The organism is Burkholderia sp. YIM B11467 (assembly GCF_052952715.1).
This window is the reverse complement of the sequence record NZ_JBQVSQ010000003.1, coordinates 615,437-633,547: the sequence shown is the minus strand read 5'-3', so window position 1 is coordinate 633,547 and position 18,111 is coordinate 615,437. Positions and strand designations below refer to the sequence as shown.

15 protein-coding genes and 1 other RNA gene are annotated in these 18,111 nt (G+C 66.0%); 11 read left to right on the top strand and 5 right to left on the bottom strand.

Annotation, left to right across the window (positions count from 1 at the left end):
* Window positions 1–121 precede the first annotated feature (121 nt).
* The 4 genes from ACTRWB_RS14870 to ACTRWB_RS14855 all read left to right on the top strand — a co-directional run bounded on the left by ACTRWB_RS14870 (window position 122) and on the right by ACTRWB_RS14855 (window position 3,239).
* Complete coding sequence (locus ACTRWB_RS14870) at window positions 122–1,015, top strand: glutamate/aspartate ABC transporter substrate-binding protein (RefSeq protein WP_164991988.1); 894 nt, start codon at window positions 122–124, stop codon at window positions 1,013–1,015.
* An 84-nt stretch (window positions 1,016–1,099) separates the two neighbouring features.
* Entirely contained in the window at window positions 1,100–1,840 is a 741-nt protein-coding gene (locus ACTRWB_RS14865; protein WP_129513713.1) for an amino acid ABC transporter permease, read from the top strand.
* Window positions 1,840–2,517: a glutamate/aspartate ABC transporter permease GltK gene (gene gltK, locus ACTRWB_RS14860; RefSeq protein ID WP_129513714.1), complete on the top strand. Its 678-nt coding sequence runs from the start codon at window positions 1,840–1,842 to the stop codon at window positions 2,515–2,517. The genes ACTRWB_RS14865 and gltK overlap by 1 nt, the downstream gene beginning before the upstream one ends.
* A complete protein-coding gene (locus tag ACTRWB_RS14855) occupies window positions 2,514–3,239 on the top strand; it encodes an amino acid ABC transporter ATP-binding protein (protein WP_011350949.1) in 726 nt (241 codons plus the stop codon). The genes gltK and ACTRWB_RS14855 overlap by 4 nt, the downstream gene beginning before the upstream one ends.
* A 122-nt stretch (window positions 3,240–3,361) precedes the next feature.
* Here ACTRWB_RS14855 and ACTRWB_RS14850 read toward each other — a convergent pair whose 3' ends face one another.
* Both ACTRWB_RS14850 and ACTRWB_RS14845 read right to left on the bottom strand, forming a co-directional pair.
* Window positions 3,362–8,632 (bottom strand): autotransporter outer membrane beta-barrel domain-containing protein, encoded by a 5,271-nt coding sequence (locus ACTRWB_RS14850; RefSeq protein WP_446902316.1) that lies wholly within the window; start codon window positions 8,630–8,632, stop codon window positions 3,362–3,364.
* Window positions 8,633–9,278: 646 nt separating this feature from the next.
* The gene (locus ACTRWB_RS14845) at window positions 9,279–10,190 is read right to left on the bottom strand and encodes a class II glutamine amidotransferase (RefSeq protein WP_114176117.1); all 912 of its coding nucleotides are present in this window, start codon (window positions 10,188–10,190) and stop codon (window positions 9,279–9,281) included.
* 205 nt (window positions 10,191–10,395) lie between these two features.
* Between ACTRWB_RS14845 and pyrC the strand changes: the two genes are divergently transcribed.
* Window positions 10,396–11,460, top strand: a complete 1,065-nt coding sequence (pyrC, locus tag ACTRWB_RS14840) for a dihydroorotase (RefSeq protein ID WP_027788369.1) — start codon at window positions 10,396–10,398, stop codon at window positions 11,458–11,460.
* Window positions 11,461–11,597: 137 nt separating this feature from the next.
* Window positions 11,598–12,009, top strand: an RNA gene (gene rnpB / locus ACTRWB_RS14835) — RNase P RNA component class A.
* A 69-nt stretch (window positions 12,010–12,078) separates the two neighbouring features.
* Here rnpB and ACTRWB_RS14830 read toward each other — a convergent pair.
* Entirely contained in the window at window positions 12,079–12,543 is a 465-nt protein-coding gene (locus ACTRWB_RS14830; protein WP_193097634.1) for an OsmC family protein, read from the bottom strand.
* 420 nt (window positions 12,544–12,963) lie between these two features.
* Complete coding sequence (locus ACTRWB_RS14825) at window positions 12,964–13,269, bottom strand: hypothetical protein (protein WP_446902315.1); 306 nt, start codon at window positions 13,267–13,269, stop codon at window positions 12,964–12,966.
* A gap of 311 nt (window positions 13,270–13,580) precedes the next feature.
* Between ACTRWB_RS14825 and rplM the strand changes: the two genes are divergently transcribed.
* The 3 genes from rplM to erpA all read left to right on the top strand — a co-directional run bounded on the left by rplM (window position 13,581) and on the right by erpA (window position 15,001).
* Window positions 13,581–14,009: a 50S ribosomal protein L13 gene (rplM, locus tag ACTRWB_RS14820; protein ID WP_041490553.1), complete on the top strand. Its 429-nt coding sequence runs from the start codon at window positions 13,581–13,583 to the stop codon at window positions 14,007–14,009.
* Window positions 14,010–14,019: 10 nt separating this feature from the next.
* On the top strand, window positions 14,020–14,412 hold the full coding sequence (gene rpsI, locus ACTRWB_RS14815) for a 30S ribosomal protein S9 (RefSeq protein ID WP_048251223.1): 393 nt from the start codon (window positions 14,020–14,022) through the stop codon (window positions 14,410–14,412).
* A 217-nt stretch (window positions 14,413–14,629) separates the two neighbouring features.
* A complete protein-coding gene (gene erpA / locus ACTRWB_RS14810; protein WP_011350956.1) occupies window positions 14,630–15,001 on the top strand; it encodes an iron-sulfur cluster insertion protein ErpA in 372 nt (123 codons plus the stop codon).
* A gap of 102 nt (window positions 15,002–15,103) precedes the next feature.
* Here erpA and ACTRWB_RS14805 read toward each other — a convergent pair whose 3' ends face one another.
* Window positions 15,104–16,252 (bottom strand): anhydro-N-acetylmuramic acid kinase, encoded by a 1,149-nt coding sequence (locus tag ACTRWB_RS14805; protein WP_446902314.1) that lies wholly within the window; start codon window positions 16,250–16,252, stop codon window positions 15,104–15,106.
* Window positions 16,253–16,394: 142 nt separating this feature from the next.
* Here ACTRWB_RS14805 and tyrS point away from each other — a divergent pair, with 142 nt between their 5' ends.
* Both tyrS and dtd read left to right on the top strand, forming a co-directional pair.
* Complete coding sequence (tyrS, locus tag ACTRWB_RS14800) at window positions 16,395–17,636, top strand: tyrosine--tRNA ligase (RefSeq protein ID WP_129513720.1); 1,242 nt, start codon at window positions 16,395–16,397, stop codon at window positions 17,634–17,636.
* Window positions 17,633–18,091 carry a D-aminoacyl-tRNA deacylase gene (gene dtd / locus ACTRWB_RS14795; RefSeq protein ID WP_048251602.1) on the top strand — a complete coding sequence of 153 codons (459 nt, stop codon included), beginning with the start codon at window positions 17,633–17,635 and terminating at the stop codon, window positions 18,089–18,091. The genes tyrS and dtd overlap by 4 nt, the downstream gene beginning before the upstream one ends.
* The last annotated feature ends 20 nt before the right edge of the window (window positions 18,092–18,111 follow it).

Sequence of the window (18,111 nt, the reverse complement as noted above, 5' to 3'; positions counted from 1 at the left end):
GGTGCCCGGAGCCGGGAGGAAGGCTTCGCACGGGGCGATTCGTAGTGCGGTAAACAACCAGTACTTTCAAAAATATTACTTTGATACACTGGCGCGGGTTTTAGCCAAGGAGATGACCAAAATGAAATACCAAAAGGCTGTCCTGATGATCGCGGCGCTTTGCGCATTCGCAAGCGGCGCGCATGCTCAGGAGACGGGCACGCTGAAGAAGATCAAGGACACGGGCGTGATCGCGCTGGGCCACCGCGAATCGTCGATCCCGTTCTCCTACTACGACCAGAACCAGCAGGTGGTCGGTTATTCGCGCGAATTCCAGATGAAGGTGGTCGACGCGGTGAAGAAGAAGCTGAACCTGCCGAACCTGCAGGTGAAGAACATTCCGGTCACGTCGCAGAACCGCATTCCGCTGGTGCAGAACGGCACGGTCGACATCGAGTGCGGCTCGACGACCAACAACGCCGAACGTCAGCAGCAGGCTGCGTTCTCCGACACGATCTTCGTGATCGGCACGCGCCTGATGACGAAGAAGGATTCGGGCGTCAAGGATTTCGCGGACCTGAAGGGCAAGACGGTCGTGACGACCGCCGGCACGACGTCCGAACGCCTGCTGCGCAAGATGAACAACGAGAAGCAACTCGGCATGAACATCATCAGCGCGAAGGATCACGGCGATTCGTTCAATACGCTGGAATCGGGCCGCGCGGTCGCGTTCATGATGGATGACGCGCTGCTCGCGGGCGAGCGTGCGAAGGCGAAGCAGCCGGGCGAGTGGGTGATCGTCGGCACGCCGCAATCGGAAGAGGCGTACGGCTGCATGATGCGCAAGGGCGATACCGATTTCAAGAAGGTCGTCGACGACGCGATCTCGCAAGTCGAGAAGTCGGGCGACGCCGCGAAGATCTACGCGAAGTGGTTCGAGAACCCGATTCCGCCGAAGGGGCTGAACCTGAACTTCCCGCTGTCCGATTCGATGAAGAAGCTGTACGCGAACCCGAACGACAAGGCGCTCGACTGACCGCACGGCCGTTGATGCAGAAATGACGCTAATGAGACGGAAGAAGCCACGCTTCTTCCGTCTCTTTTTGCTGGAGTCTTGCCCATGTCTTACCACTGGAACTGGGGCATCTTCCTGAGCCCCGTGTCGACCGGCGAGCCGACGACTTATTTCGGATGGCTGATGTCCGGCTTCTGGGTGACGATCGAAGTGTCGCTCGCCGCCTGGGTCATCGCGCTGATCGTCGGATCGCTGTTCGGCGTGCTGCGCACCGTGCCGAACAAATGGCTGTCCGCGCTCGGCACCCTGTACGTGTCGATCTTCCGGAACATTCCGCTGATCGTGCAGTTCTTCGTCTGGTATCTCGTGATACCCGAGTTGCTGCCCGCGTCGATCGGCACCTGGATCAAGCAGTTGCCGCCCGGCACGCAGTTCTTTACCGCGTCGATCATCTGTCTCGGCCTGTTCACGGGCGCGCGCGTGTGCGAACAGGTGCGCTCGGGGATCAACGCGCTGCCGAAGGGCCAGCGCGCCGCCGGCCTCGCGATGGGCTTCACGCAATGGCAGACGTACCGCTACGTGCTGCTGCCCGTTGCGTACCGGATCATCGTGCCGCCGCTCACGTCGGAATTCCTGAACATCTTCAAGAACTCCGCCGTCGCGTCGACGATCGGCCTGCTCGACCTGTCCGCGCAGGCACGCCAGCTCGTCGACTACACCGCGCAGACCTATGAGTCGTTCATCGCGGTCACGCTCGCGTACGTGCTGATCAACCTGGTCGTGATGGCGTTCATGCGCTGGATCGAAGCCCGTACGCGGCTGCCCGGCTATATCGGAGGCAAGTGATGCATCAGTTCGACTGGAGTAGTATTCCCGGCGCGCTGCCGACGCTGTGGACGGGTGCGATCGTCACGTTGCAGATCACGCTGATCGCGATCGTGATCGGGATCGTCTGGGGCACGCTGCTGGCGCTGATGCGGCTGTCGGGCGTCAAGCCGCTCGCGTGGTTCGCGCAGGGCTACGTGACGGTGTTCCGCTCGATCCCGCTCGTGATGGTGCTGCTGTGGTTCTTCCTGATCGTGCCGCAGCTGCTGCAGGGCGTGCTCGGGTTGTCGCCGACGATCGACATCCGTCTCGCATCGGCGATGGTCGCGTTTTCGCTGTTCGAAGCCGCGTATTATTCCGAGATCATCCGCGCCGGCATTCAGTCGGTGCCGCGCGGGCAGGTGAACGCCGCGTTCGCGCTCGGCATGAACTACGCGCAGGCGATGCGCCTCGTGATCCTGCCGCAGGCATTCCGCGCAATGGTGCCGCTGCTGCTCACGCAGGCGATCGTCCTGTTCCAGGATACGTCGCTCGTGTACGTGATCAGTCTCGCGGACTTCTTCCGCACGGCCGCCAACGTCGGCGATCGCGACGGCACGACCGTCGAGATGGTCCTGTTCGCCGGCGCATGTTATTTCGTGATTTGCTCGTTGGCGTCTGTTCTCGTCAAGAGTCTCCAGAAAAAGGTCACACGATGATTTCCATCAAGAACGTTTCGAAGTGGTACGGCCAGTTTCAGGTCCTCACCGACTGCACGACCGAGGTCAAGAAGGGCGAAGTGGTCGTCGTGTGCGGCCCGTCGGGCTCCGGCAAGTCGACGCTGATCAAGACCGTGAACGGCCTCGAGCCGTTCCAGCAGGGCGAGATCCTGGTGAACGGCCAGTCGGTCGGCGACAAGAAGACGAACCTGTCGAAGCTGCGCTCGAAGGTCGGGATGGTGTTCCAGCATTTCGAGCTGTTCCCGCACCTGTCGATCACCGAGAACCTGACGCTCGCGCAGGTCAAGGTGCTCGGCCGCGGCAAGGACGAGGCGAACGAGAAGGGCATGAAGCTGCTGGATCGCGTCGGCCTGAAGGCGCATGCGCACAAGTTCCCGGGCCAGCTGTCGGGCGGCCAGCAGCAGCGTGTCGCGATCGCGCGCGCGCTGTCGATGGACCCGATCGCGATGCTGTTCGACGAACCGACGTCCGCGCTCGATCCCGAGATGATCAACGAAGTGCTCGACGTGATGGTCGAACTCGCGCAGGAAGGGATGACGATGATGGTCGTCACGCACGAGATGGGCTTCGCGAAGAAGGTCGCGCATCGCGTGATCTTCATGGACAAGGGCGCGATCGTCGAGGACGACCGCAAGGACGATTTCTTCTCGAATCCGAAATCGGAACGCGCGAAGGACTTCCTCGCGAAGATCCTGCACTGAGCGTTCGCGTATCGCGTGCGCTTCGTGCGCGCCCATGCGAAACCGCCCGGCCGAACGCCGGGCGGTTTTTTTTCGCCGGCTGCCGTTGCTCGCAGCCGGCGGACGGGGCCGTGCGCCGTTCGTTACCAGCTGTACCGGTAGCCGACCTGCCCGACGACGCCGCGCCGGTACGCGCCGCCGATGTTGCGCGCGATCTTCGCATTCGCGTACAACTCGCCCGACTTGCCGAAGCCCGCGGTCACGCCGACGCCGAGCTCGTACCACGTGCGGCCGAGATGCGTCGCGAACGGCGTGCCGCCGACGACGGTCTGGCCCGGCGACAGGAAGTCGTGCAGCACGTCGGCCGTGAAGTACGGCGTCGCGGCGCCGCCGCCCGAATCCGCGGCGAGGTTCGGCCGGAAGATGCGCACGCCGACGCGGCCGCGCAGCGCGTTGGTCGTCGTGCCCGACACGGCCGACACGTTGTCGTTGAACCCGTTCAGTTTCAGGTACTGATACATCAACTGCGCCTGCGGCTCGACCGCGATCGGCGTGTTGCCGATCGCGAACGGCTTGCCGACCTCTTGCGACAGCGCGAAGCCGAAGCCGTTCTGCGACGCCTCGTTGCCGTAGCTGTCGCGATAGCGGTTGCCGTAGTGCGTGACCTGACCGACGCTGTCGAAGTACGTGCCGTCGGACAGATAGCGCGTCCAGTAACCGCCGATGCTCTGCGCGTGCATCTCGACCGAGCCCGTCGACGTCGACAGGTTCGGCGAGCCGGCGCGCGCCATGTCGCTGAAGCTCGCGTTCGACACGCCGATGCTGGCCGTCACGCCCGCATGCGTGCTGCCGCCGCCGTTCGGCGCCTGGTCGAGCGTCCAGTCCTTGCCGAACTGCGCGAAGAACGTGCGCTCGTCGGCCGCGAAGCGGCCCGCGTCCGCATCGAGGCTCTCGCCGCCGATGCGCCCCCACACGCCGTCGCGGTTGCCGGGCTGCTGCTTCCCGAGGTTGTAGATGTCGCCCACGCGCTCGTGCAGCTTGCCGAGCGTCGAGAAGCCGTAGTCGGCGTTCAGCAGCGGCGTCAACGCATAACCGGCGACGCCCGGGCGATACGCGAGCGTGCCGCCGTTGCCATTCCCGTTGCTGCTACCGCCGCCGTTCGTGGTGGCCGGATCGATCGGGTCGCCCGGGTCCGTCGAGTCGAGTTGCGAACGCAGGTACCAGTTGTTCGTGCCGCTCTGGCCGCCGCGGTAGAGCCGGTACTCGTAGGCGCCGGCCTGCACGGGGCCTGCCAGCTGGAATGCCGACGCCGTGGTCGTGCCGCCGTTCGTGGCGACGACCACGGGAATCCCGTCGCCCCTGGTCTGTGCGCCCGTGCCGGCCGTATTGGCGATCTTCAGGCCGGTCGTGCCGCTCGCGGCGCCGCCGTTCACGATCAGCTGGTCGGTCGGCGACGCATCGGCGCCGAGATACGTGTTGAGCGCGATCGTGCCGCCGTTGCCGACGTAGCTGCCGGTCGTCAGCGTCTTGTAGCTGCCCGTGAGCGTCGGCGAGCCGACCGGCGCGGCGAACGCGACCAGGCCCGCATTGTTCAGGCTGCTCAGCACCGAGCTGCCCGTCATGCGCCATGTGCTCGTGCCGTCGATCGTCAGCGCGACCGGATCGATCTTGCCCGTCAGCGTCGTGCCGTTCGCGAGGAGCACGTTGCCGGTGCTCGACGCGTCGGAGACGATGTCGCCGGCGAGGTTCACCGCCGACGCGTTGAACGTCACGTTGCTGCCGTTCACGAGATTCAGCAGCGCGCCGTTGCCGGCCGTCACGACCGTGCCGTTGCGCACTGTGATGTCGGCCGTGCCGCCGCGCGCAAGGAATGCCGGCCCGGCGGCGGACGTCACGCTGCCGCCGTCGACGAGCACCGAGCTCGTCGCGCCGTTCGCGAGCGTGTCCGACGTCAGCACGCCGGCCGTCGCGCCCTTGAGCGTCGTGCCGGTCAACGCGAGCACGCCGCCGCTGTCCGCGGTCGCGCCATTGCCGGCCGCGCTGGCGATCGACGACCCCGCATCGGCGACGCGGCCGCCGTTCTGCGCGACGACGCCATCGGCCGCACTGCCCGACGCGGTGATGGCCGTGCCCGACAGCAGCGCCGTCGCACCGCCGTCCATCACGATCGCATGCGCGCCGGCACCGGTCGTCGCGACGGTCGTGCCGGTGGCCGCGAGCGTCGAAGCCGCGCCCGACACGAACAGGCCGCGCGCGTTGGCGCCGGCGGTGCGGACGACCGTTGCCGCATCGGTCGCGATGCGCGCGCCCGCGCCGGTCGACGTGAGGCCATCGGCGCCGTTGCCGGTGGTGGCGACCTGCGTGCCGGACAACGAGATCGTTGCGTTCGCGCCGAGGTTGCGGATCCCGCTGCCCGATCCGCCGACCGCGATCGACGTCGCGCCGGCCGCGAGTTCGCCGCCCGAGACGGTCGAGTCGATCAGCACGCCGTCGGCGCTGCCGTTCGCGATGACGGTGCCCGCGCCCGACAGGGCGACCGACGCGCCGGCGCCCGTCAGGCGCACGCCCGCGATGCCGTCGTCGGCTTCGATCGAACCCGTGTTGGCGAGCGTCGCGGACGCGCCCTGCACGAGCGCGCCGATGCCGTCGGATACGCGGATCGTCGACGTGTTGTTCACCGTGCCGAGCGTGCCGGCCACGACGCCGGTCGAGCCGGCGCCCGTCAGCAGTACCGTGTCGCGGTTCTCGAGCGTGCCGAGGTTTTGTGCGACGAAACCCGTCACGCCGGCGGTCGACGACGTGACGGCGGCGTTGTTGATCAGCGTCGTCGCGGCCGGCGCGCCGGCATTCGCGCCGGTGAGGTCGTGCGCCTGGCCGTCGACGACGCCCGCGATCGCGCCGGCCGCGTTCAGGTTGATCGTCGCACCCGCGTCGATCGTGCCCTTCGCGCCGCCTTCGACCGCGATCGCGATGCTATTCGCGCCGTTGACGTTGTAGATCGCGTTGCCGGTCGACAGCGTGGTGCCGGCGTCGGTCGCGAGCACGCCGTGCGCGCGCTGGCCGTTGACGTCGGTCGTCAGCGCGCCGGCCGTCGACGCGCCGGTGTAGGCCGCGCCGCCCGCGACGCGGAACAGCGTCGAGTCGTCGGTGTCGACGCTGAGGTGCTGCGCGGCGACGTTGATCTTCGAACCCGCGCCATACGCGTAAAAGCCGATCTGGCTGGTGCCCGACATGAACGCGGGCACCGCGTTCGCACCGACGTCGATCGTCGCACCCGAGCGCGCGTGCACGCCGATCGCGCCGGTGCCCGTCAGGTTGAGCGCGCCGTCGAGCGTCGCCTTCGCGAGCGGCCCTTCGGCCCACACGCCGTAGTTGCGCGTGCCCGATGCGGGATCGAGGCCGCCGGCCACGTTGATCGTGCCGGTCGAGGTCGCGGCGGTCGCGTTCGTGCCGGTTCCGACGACCATGATGCCGATGCCGTTCACGCCATTCAGCGTGATGGTGCCCGTGTTGGTCACGGTCGCGGCGGTGTCGGAGGCCAGCATGCCGACATTGGCGAGCGGTGTGCCGGGCGCCGCGCCGTTGACGACGATCGTGCCCGCGTTGTTCAGTATGCCGGACGACGAGCCGATGCTCGCCAGCGCGGCGCCATTCTGCGTCTGCGAGCCGATCACGATCGTGCCGAGGTTGCTCGCGGTGCCGGATGCGCCGAGCAGGATGCCGTACGCGTGCGCGGACAGCGCGACGTCGTTCGCGGCTTCCGGCGACGCGGCGTCGTACTGGGCCGCGCGGCCGAGGTAGATCGTGCCGCCGGCTTCGTTCGTGAAGCTGCCGCCGTCGACGAGGCCGCCGATCACCTGGCTGTCGAGCGTCGTTGCGTTGACGCCGACGTTGATCGTGCCGGCGTTCGATGCGCTCGCGCCGCCCGTCGCGGCCACCGCGTAGTTCTGCAGGTCCGGGCGCGTACTGTTGAAGGTCCACGCGCCGACGTTCATCACGCCGTGGTTGACGAATGTCGTGCCCGCACCGTTCGCGTAGACGCCGTTGCCCTCGGTGTACGCGTTGAGGCTGAAGTTGTCGGGCAACGCGGTGCCGCCCGTATTGAAGTTGTCGCCGGCCGCGTAGCCGGACGAGATCACGCCGTTGTTGACGCCGCTCGCGCCGGTCAGCAGGCGCACGAGCGTGAAGTCGCCCGACAGGCGTCCGTCGTTGACGAAATGCGCGCCGTTTTCGGCGAGGACCGCCGAACTCGAGGCGATCGTATTGGTGCCGCGGAAGTCGATCTGGCCATCCTTGCCGATGTGCAGCGTCGCGTTCGCGCCCGTGCCGTGCAGCACCGACAGATAGTTCAGCGGCAGCGCATTCTTGTCACCCGGCGACACGTTGTTCGCATACTCGAAGGATTGCGTGGAGAACGTGACGGCCTGGCTGAACGCGTTGTCGTAGGCGGCCTGCGAACCGAGCGCGCCGTTCTGGACCGACCGCACGAGAAAGTTGTTGTACGCGGCGAGCGACGCGGCATCGGTGACGGTCCACGCGCTGCCGTCGAACGCGGTGAAGGTGCCCGCATAGGCCGGCACGTCGAGCAAGACATGGCTGACGGGGCCGCCGCTCGCGAGATAGTCGCCGGTGCCGAGCCAGATCTGGTTGCGCGAATTCCAGTTGACGACGCTTTTCGCGGCGCCCGTGCCGTCCGCGACGAACAGGTCGCTGTTCTTCGGCGCCATCGTGATCGCGTTGCCGGCTGCCGCGGGCGAGCTCGCCGGGTTGCCGATCGACACGTCGAGCGTGCCGCCGGAGCTGTCGACCGTGCCGATCCGCGTGTTCACGTACTGGTTGCCGTTCACGTCGTGATAGACGGGCACACTGCTCGAACCCGCGCTCGACGCGGCAAACGTGGTCGAGTCGTAGGTGGCGACCGACGCATGGCCGCCGGTGATCGCGTCGGGCGTGCTGACGCTCTGCGTCTTGCCGCCGATCGACAGCAGCGGCTGGTTGGGGTTGCCCGACACGACGGACGTGCCGCTGAGCGGCGTCAGCGTGTAGCCCATGTCGCCGGTCGCGCCGGTCCATGCACCCGTCAGGCCGACCCGGTCGCCGCCCGACACGGTCGTGGCGCCGGCCAGGTTGTCGTTGACGGTTGGGCTGAAACTGCCGAGCGCGCAGTTGCCGCCGCTCGCGACCGCCGCGCCGCTGCCGCACGTCGACGCGTACGCGGAGCCGGCCGACAGCGCGGCCAGCGCGGCGCTCAGCGCCGCGACGCGAAACGGCGACCGGCGCGCGGCCGCGCGTACGGCACGGCGGCTTGTGCCGGATTCGCTGCCCGAACGCTTGCCGCGCGCCCGTGTCGTTTCCGCAACCGCGACCCAGCAGCCGGCGGCCTCGCTCCATATCGATCGAAATGAGTGATTCACGACAAGCCTCTCTTTCTTTTTTTGAAGTGGTATTCACCGCGCTGCGGTGAAATCGCAATCCGCGGTGGAGAAGTGGCCTGAATGGACGTGCAGTGGCCGTGGCCGTTTCTGCGCCAAGCGTGATTCGTTACACCGAGGATGAGCGGAGTCTACTGATCGAGAGGGTGCTCGATTATCAAAAAAATAATGAATGTGGCGATAATGCCGACTTCTGGCGGTATATTTTGATTGTGTGATGAATCGAACTGAAAGCCTTTGTAGATAAGGCTTTTGGAGATTTTTCAGATATCAGGCGATGCATGCTGGATCGGTGGGGTGGCGCACGGTTTGCATCGGGATGGTGCGCTAAAATATGGCTTCCGGATTATATGCATTGCGAATCCGCTGATTTATTTATTTTGTATTTGTGTTATTTTCGCTCGGAAATTAATTAAATCAAGCGAATGTTGTGCGGTGTTGATTCGATATGCCCGAGTGTGGTTCGGATGAAACGAATTCGGCGCCGGGCGAGCGATTTTCTCCGGCCGCGAAGGTCGCCGCATCGCGTGCGCACGCAACCGAACGCCACAACCGGGTGTCGCGGGCGATTGTCTTGCGGTGTCGTGTCGTCGCGGAAACGGAAGAGAAGGGCGCCGCCGCGCCGTGCTCAGAAGTCGATCGCGTCGTCGGAATCGCCGTCGGCGGCGGTTGCGAGCGCCTCGCGGGCGTCGCGCGGCGCCGATGCCGACGCGTCGAGCGCCGGATTGCGCAGCTTCTCGAGCACGCGCTCGGGCACCGGGATCTGCATCCGCGCGGCGACGTCGCCGCACTGGAACATGATCAGCTCGCCCGGCTCGAACGCGGTCCAGACTTCGTTGTCGGTGAGCGGCTGCGTCGCGATCACCGCGACGCGATCCTCGGGCGTCGTGTATTTCGCGAAGTCGATCGACAGGTCTTCGTCGACCAGGTGCGCGGTCGAGAACGGCCAGCGCCGCACGAGGTAGTGCAGCCGAGTCGAGCAGTGCGCGAAGAGCGCCTGGCCGTTCGACATCAGGAAGTTGAACACGCCGTGATCGGTGATGCCGCGCGTCAGCTCGCCGACGCGCTCGAACAGTTCGGGCAGCGGCGGTTGCGCGCCGGGAAATGCCTCGCGCAACCCCTGCATCAGCACGCAGAACGCCTGTTCGCTGTCGGTCGTGCCGACCGGATGGTAGACGCTGCCGTCCATGTCCGGTGCGTAGTCCTGCAGGTCGCCGTTATGCGCGAAGATCCAGTGCCGGCCCCACAGCTCGCGCATGAACGGGTGGCTGTTCTCGAGCAGGATGTGCCCTTGCGTCGCTTTGCGGATATGCGCGATCGTGTTCTTGGACTTGATCGGGTAGCGCTTCACCATTTCGGCGATCGGCGAGGTGGCCGACGCCTGGTGATCGATGAACAGGCGGCAGGCCTTGTCCTCGAAGAACGCGATGCCCCAGCCGTCGGCATGGTGATCGGTGAGCCCGCCCCGGGCCGCGAAACCTGTGAAGGAGAATGTGACGTCCGTCGGCGCGGCGCAGTTCATTCCTAAGAGTTGGCACATTTTACTTGGGGCGGCAGGCAGAGGCGGGGGGTAACGAACCGGGCGAACCCCGGTACAATGCGGCTTCTAGCATATCACCGAGCCCTCAGCGGTAAAAAGCGGATTCCGCCGGCCGAAGGCCTCGTGTTGCGGTTTGCCGTCAGTCGGCCCGCGCACGTGGGTTCCGGCCCCGCCGATGGCCAGCACGTTCCTCACGATGCCTCCTATGACTGCCTCGAACGCTTCCTCCCCGGCGACGCTCTCGCTCGCCCGTCCCGACGACTGGCACCTGCACCTGCGAGACGGCGACATGCTGGCCGCCGTGCTGCCGCACACCGCACGCCAGTTCGGCCGCGCGATCGTCATGCCGAACCTGAAACCGCCGGTGACGACCACTGCGCAGGCGCAGGCCTATCGCGAGCGCATCCTGGCCGCGCTGCCGGCCGGGATGACGTTCGAACCGCTGATGACGCTGTACCTGACCGACAACACGCCGCCCGACGAGATCCGCCGCGCGCGCGAAAGCGGCTTCGTGCACGGCGTGAAGCTGTACCCGGCCGGCGCGACGACGAATTCCGACCACGGCGTCACCGATCTCGCGAAATGCGCGAAGACGCTCGAGGCGATGCAGGAAACCGGCATGCCGCTGCTCGTGCACGGCGAGGTGACCGATGCGTCGATCGACCTGTTCGACCGCGAGAAGGTCTTCATCGACCGCGTGATGACGCCGCTGCGCCGCGATTTCCCGGGCCTGAAGGTCGTGTTCGAGCACATCACCACGAAGGACGCGGCCGACTACGTGCGCGATGCCGACGCCGCGCCCGGCCTGCTCGGCGCGACGATCACCGCGCATCACCTGCTGTACAACCGCAACGCGCTGTTCGTCGGCGGGATTCGCCCGCATTACTACTGTTTGCCCGTGCTGAAGCGCGAGACGCATCGCGTCGCGCTGGTCGAAGCCGCGACGTCGGGCAACCCGCGCTTCTTCCTCGGCACCGACAGCGCGCCGCATGCACGCGACGCGAAGGAAACCGCGTGCGGCTGCGCGGGCTGCTACACGGCGCTGCACGCGCTCGAGCTGTATGCGGAAGCGTTCGACCACGCCGGCGCGCTCGACAAGCTGGAAGGTTTCGCGAGCTTCTTCGGCGCCGATTTCTACGGGCTGCCGCGCAGCGCCGAGACTGTGACGCTGCGCCGCGAGGCGTGGGAGCTGCCGCGCGAGATCTTCGCGGGCGATACGCCGGTCGTGCCGTTGCGCGGCGGCGAGACGATCGGCTGGAAACTCGCGTGACCGGTGCGCCGCCGCGCGAAGCCGGCCACACGGCCGGCAGCGGGGCGGCGGATTTCGCGCGGATCGACTCGTCCGCGCCGCGGCTTGCGCATGACGCTGAGCCCGGCCGCGTCGCGCAGTGCTAGAATGCGCGTCGCAAAGCAGGCCAGGCAGTCGCGGCCTCGCCGCCTTCGGGCGCGCGGGGGCGAGGAAAGTCCGGACTCCACAGGGCAGGGTGATGGCTAACGGCCATCCGTGGCGACACGCGGAACAGGGCAACAGAAAGCAAACCGCCGATGGCCCGGCGCAAGCCGGGATCAGGTAAGGGTGAAACGGTGCGGTAAGAGCGCACCGCGGCGACGGCGACGTTCGCCGGCACGGTAACCTCCACCCGGAGCAATTCCAAGTAGGCAGGCGCGCATTTTCGGATGCAGGACGGGGCCCCCGTCTCGTCTGCGGGTAGGAAGCTTGAGCGCGTCAGCAATGGCGCGCCTAGAGGAATGGCTGCCACGCGCTGTGCGCTTCGGCGCGCAGCGTGCACAGAATCCGGCTTATCGGCCTGCTTTGCCGTTCGAATGCGAAAGGGCCGGCGTCTCCTTGCGGAGCGCCGGCCCTTTTTTCATCGCACGCGCCGTGGGTTCAGGCGGCGACGATGTCGAACGAGTGCGTGAGTTCGGCCGTCTTCGCGATCATGATCGATGCCGAGCAATACTTGTCGTGCGACAGGTTGATCGCGCGCTCGACCGTGGCCGGGCTCAGGTTGCGGCCGGTGACGGTGAAGTGGAAGTGCACCTTCGTGAACACCTTCGGATCTTCGCTCGCGCGCTCGGCCTTCAGCGTGACCGAGCAGCCGGTGACTTCCTGGCGGCTCTTCTTCAGGATCAGCACGACGTCATAGGCCGTGCAGCCGCCGGTGCCGAGCAGCACCATTTCCATCGGGCGCGGCGCGAGGTTGTGGCCGCCGCCTTCGGGCGCGCCGTCCATCGCGACGAGGTGCCCGCTTCCGGTCTCGGCGGAAAACGCCATGCCGTCCTGACCCATCCAGCTTACTTTGCATTCCATGCTTGCACTCCAGCGTTGCCTGATTCGGATTCGATCCGGCATTGTAGCCCGCAGCGCAACGCTCGGCTGATGCACCGCACGACGTGAAATGCCGGACCCGGGCGGGCGCGGCGCGGCAGCGCGTCGGACGACAATTTCCTTGCTGTTTTTAGGGGTTTTACTCTAGGCGGGGCGGATTTGCGACGGTGTTATCGGGTCTTATGCCACTGATTTCAAAGAAGAAATGCTTTTTCGAGACGCCTTGTCATAAATTTCACATCATGGTGTTTGATTTCGTAATGCAAATTTTCTTGTGAAGTCAGCGGCGCGTTCGTATAATGAGCCTCATTGGTTGTCGCGCTGCGGCAACCTCCGCATGTCTCCTCCACCCTCCTCCTTAGGTGGATTAAGCCCGAACCAGCCGTTCGGGCTTTTTTTCGTCCCATGCAAACATCGTCGCGCGGTTTGCGCGCCCCGGCATCGTCAGGCGGGCTGCCGGGCGGCCGGCTGCGACGTCGCGTCGGGCGCGGTGCCGCGCGAGCGTGCATCAGGCGCCGGCGCGTGGACGGCCGACGCATGGCCGTGGCCGCGTGCGCAGAAGTGGCGTACGCGTTCGCGCACCGCGCGCAGGCGGGCGACGCGATCCTCGGCATGGGCGGTCCGGGCTTCGGCAATGCGCGCATCGAGCGCGTCGAGCTTGGCTTCGCAACTGGCGTGGGCGGCGACGGCAGGCGCCGCGGTGGCCACCAGCGTGGCCGCGAAGAAGGGTGTAAGTCGTTGTTTCATCATGCTTGTTTGTTGTTTTCCGTGTTCGGCCGGTCTGGCGCGGCAAGGTCAGGTGCCGCACGTCGATGGGTGCCTCCCCGGGCGCTCGGATCGCCTGGCTTGTCGGGGCACGAACGAATTTTGGCCCATTTCGGGCGCCGCGGACACGGGACGTGGATTCCCTTTGACCGCGTCGCCGTATTTCCTTTATAATTCAGGGCTTTTCCGCATTCATGCCCACGGAAAAAGAACAGGGAGAGCCTGCACCGCGCCTCGAAGCGCACACAGACAAGCAGGACGAACACATCGGGCAAAGCATTTTTTTTGGATCGATCATGAAGACGTTTTCCGCAAAAGCCCATGAGGTGACGCGCGAATGGTACGTGATTGACGCGACGGATAAGGTTCTCGGCCGTGTTGCCAGCGAAGTGGCACGCCGTCTGCGCGGCAAGCACAAGCCTGAGTTCACCCCGCACGTCGACACTGGTGATTTCATCATCATCGTCAACGCGAGCAAGTTGAAGGTCACGGGCAACAAGACGCTGGACAAGAAGTACTACCGTCACTCGGGCTACCCGGGCGGTATCTATGAAACGACGTTCGGCAAGATGCAGGAACGCTTCCCGGGCCGCGCGCTCGAGAAAGCGGTCAAGGGCATGCTGCCGAAGGGCCCGCTCGGCTACGCGATGATCAAGAAGCTGAAGGTCTACGCAGAAGCGACGCATCCGCATTCGGCTCAACAGCCGAAGGCGCTCGAGATCTAAGGGGACCCACATGATCGGTAACTGGAACTACGGTACGGGCCGCCGCAAGAGCGCAGTCGCACGTGTCTTCATCAAGGCTGGCAAGGGCGACATCGTCGTCAACGGCAAGCCCATCGCTGACTACTTCTCGCGCGAAACGTCGCTGATGATCGTGCGTCAACCGCTGGAACTCACGAACCACGGCCAGACGTTCGACATCAAGGTGAACGTGAATGGTGGCGGTGAAACGGGTCAGGCAGGCGCAGTGCGCCACGGCATCACCCGTGCACTGATCGACTACGATGCGACGCTCAAGCCGTCGCTGTCGAGCGCAGGCTTCGTGACGCGCGATGCGCGTGAAGTCGAGCGTAAGAAGGTCGGTCTGCGCAAGGCACGCCGCGCCAAGCAGTTCTCGAAGCGTTAATTCCGCTTCATGGCCTCGCCGCTTTCGGGCGGCGTCCGCCGGAAAAACCGCCAGCTTTCACGCTGGCGGTTTTTTTATGTCCGCTTGCAGCCCGTGCAGCGGCGGTCCGCCCGGGCACGTTTGATGAAATCGACAAGAACCTATTGATTTCATGGACTTCAGCACGATCTTCTGATCGGCCCTACAATAGCGGCTAAAGCTTTTTGGAGAGTTCGCAATGAACGCTGTTACCGAATCCGCAGCAACGACGGCCGAAATGCCGGTTCCGTTCGTCTTCACCGACGCCGCGGCCGACAAGGTCAAGCAACTGATCGACGAAGAGGGCAATCCCGACCTGAAGCTGCGCGTGTTCGTGCAGGGTGGCGGCTGCTCCGGCTTCCAGTATGGCTTCACGTTCGACGAGGAAGTCAACGAGGACGACACCGTGATGAACAAGAACGGCGTCCAGCTCCTGATCGACTCGATGAGCTACCAGTACCTGGTCGGCGCCGAGATCGACTACAAGGACGACCTCAACGGCGCCCAGTTCGTGATCAAGAACCCGAACGCGAGCACCACCTGCGGGTGCGGTTCGTCGTTCTCGGTCTGAGCGCACGGCAGATTCCTTCCGGTTCGCCGGAATGAAAAACGGGGCTTCATGCCCCGTTTTTTTGCGCCCATACGCGGCGAGCGCCGCGCGGCTGGATTCGAATCAGCGCGGATAGAGCGCGCCGAGCACGCGGTCGCCGGCCGCACCGGTGACCGTCGCGAGATTGCCGGGCTGGCGCGCGGTGAAGCGGTACGCGAGCCACGCGAACGCGAGCGCCTCGACCTGTTGAGGCGGCACGCCGAGCGCGGCCGTCGTATCGACCGTGGCCGGCACGCCGGCCTCGCGCAGCGCTTGCCTGAGCGCGTCGAGCAGCACCGGGTTGCGCGCGCCGCCGCCGCACACGAAGACGGCCTTGCAGCTGGCGGCGTGCTGCGCGATCTCGCGCGCGACCGACACGGCGGTGAGCGCCGTGAGGGTCGCCTGCACGTCCTCCGGCGCGACCTGTGCGAACGCGGCGAGCTTCGCGTCGAGCCACGCGGGGTTGAACAGGTCGCGTCCGGTGCTTTTCGGCGGCGGCGCGGCGAAATACGGCTCGTCGAGCAGCGCGTCGAGCAGCGGCGCGTGCACGGTGCCGCGCGCGGCGAACTTGCCGCCGTCGTCGTACGGCTTGCCGAGATGGCGGGTCGCCCATTCGTCGATCAGCGCATTCGCGGGGCCGCAGTCGAAGCCGCGCACGTCGCCGCCTTCGCCGGGCAGGATCGTGATGTTGCTGATCCCGCCGAGATTGCAGACGACGCGCGTCTCGCCCGGCGCACCGAATACCGTCGTATGGAACGCCGGCGCGAGCGGCGCGCCGTGGCCGCCTGCGGCGACGTCGCGGCTGCGGAAATCGGCGATCACGTCGACATGGGTCAGCTCGGCGAGCAGCGCCGGATTGTTGAGCTGCCGCGTATAACCGCGCTCGGGGCGATGGCGCACCGTCTGGCCGTGCACGCCGATCGCGCGGATCTGGTCGCGCGACAGCCCGGCCGTGCGCTGCAGTTCGTGGCAGCACACCGCATAGCGCGTGACGAGCGCGTTGGCCGCGAGCGATTCGCGGTCGATCTCGTTGTCGCCGGGCTGTTGCAGCGCGAACAGCGCGTCGCGCAACGATTGCGCGAATCCGACGAACGCTTCCGCGAGTACGACCGGCGCCTTGCCGGTCTCGAAACGCACGGCGACACCGTCGACGCCGTCCATGCTGGTTCCCGACATCAGCCCGAAGTAGATGCCGTCGGCCGGATGGGCGTTTTGCGGAGGTCGTTGCGGCACGTTGGGTTCTCCTCGATCATGCGGCGCGGGCCGGTGCCGCGCGTCTTGCGCCCGATTATCCGCGTAACGTGACGCGTCGTTAAGCGATGCGCGCGCAAGTTATGGGAAAATCCCTGTTTTTGCGACATTCTTCCTGGCACCGATGAGCACCGAACCCAGTTCCAAGCCTGTTTTCCCGATCACCGACGAAGTCCGGCATGCGCTCGCCGTCACGAAGCGCGGCGTCGACGAGCTGCTGATCGAGGAAGAGTTCGCGCAGAAGCTCGCGCGCAGCGCGGCCACCGGCACGCCGCTTCGCATCAAGCTCGGCCTCGACCCGACCGCGCCCGACATCCACATCGGCCATACGGTCGTGCTGAACAAGATGCGCCAGCTGCAGGACCTCGGCCACACGGTGATCTTCCTGATCGGCGATTTCACGTCGCTGATCGGCGATCCGTCGGGCCGCAACGCGACGCGCCCGCCGCTCACGCGCGAGCAGATCGAGTCGAACGCGAAGACCTACTTCGAGCAGGCCGCGCTCGTGCTCGATCGCGAAAAGACCGAGATCCGCTACAACAGCGAATGGTCGATGCCGCTCGGCGCGGACGGGATGATCAAGCTCGCGTCGCGCTACACGGTCGCGCGGATTCTCGAGCGCGAGGATTTCACGAAGCGCTTCCAGGGCGGCGTGCCGATCTCGATCCACGAATTCCTGTACCCGCTGATGCAGGGCTACGATTCGGTCGCGCTGAACGCCGATCTCGAACTCGGCGGCACCGACCAGAAGTTCAACCTGCTGGTCGGCCGCGAACTGCAGAAGCAATACGGCCAGGAACAGCAGTGCATCCTGACGATGCCGCTGCTCGAAGGCCTCGACGGCGTCGAGAAGATGTCGAAGTCGAAGGGCAACTATGTCGGCATCAGCGAGAAGCCGACCGACATGTTCGGCAAGCTGATGAGCATTTCGGACACGCTGATGTGGCGTTACTTCGAACTGCTGTCGTTCCGCAGCCTGGACGAGATCGCCGGCTTCAAGCGCGAGGCCGAAGGCGGCCGCAACCCGCGCGATTTCAAGGTGCTGCTCGCGCAGGAAATCGTCGCGCGGTTCCATTCGCAGCCCGACGCCGAGCGTGCGCTCGAGGACTTCAACCACCGCGCGAAGGGCGGTGTGCCGGACGATATTCCGTCGGTCACGCTCGCCGGCGCACCGCTGGCGATCGGCCAGTTGCTGAAGCAGGCCGGCCTCGTGCCGTCGACGAGCGAGGCACTGCGCAACATCGAGCAGGGCGGCGTGAAGATCGACGGCGCGATCGTGTCGGACAAGGGCCTGAAGGTCGAGGCCGGCGAGTTCGTCGTGCAGGTCGGCAAGCGCCGCTTCGCGCGCGTCACGCTGACCGCATGATCGCGCTGATCCAGCGCGTGAAGCGCGCCGACGTGCGCGTCGGCGAGCGCACGACGGGCGAGATCGGCGCGGGCCTGCTCGCGCTCGTCTGTGCGGAGCGCGGCGACACCGACGCGGCGGCCGACAAGCTGCTGGCGAAGATGCTTGGCTACCGCGTGTTCAGCGATGCGGCCGGCAAGATGAACCTCCCGGTGTCGAACATCGACGGCGAGGGCCGCGCGGGCGGCCTGCTGCTCGTGTCGCAGTTCACGCTGGCGGCCGATACCAACAGCGGGCTGCGTCCGAGCTTCACGCCGGCCGCACCGCCCGACGAAGGCGCGCGGCTGTTCGACTACTTCGTCGCGGCCGCGCGTGCGCGCCATCCGGTCGTCGAGACGGGCGAGTTCGGCGCCGACATGCAGGTGTCGCTCGTCAACGACGGCCCCGTGACGTTCTGGCTGCAAGTGCGGCCCTGATTCTTTCCCGGAGACGCACC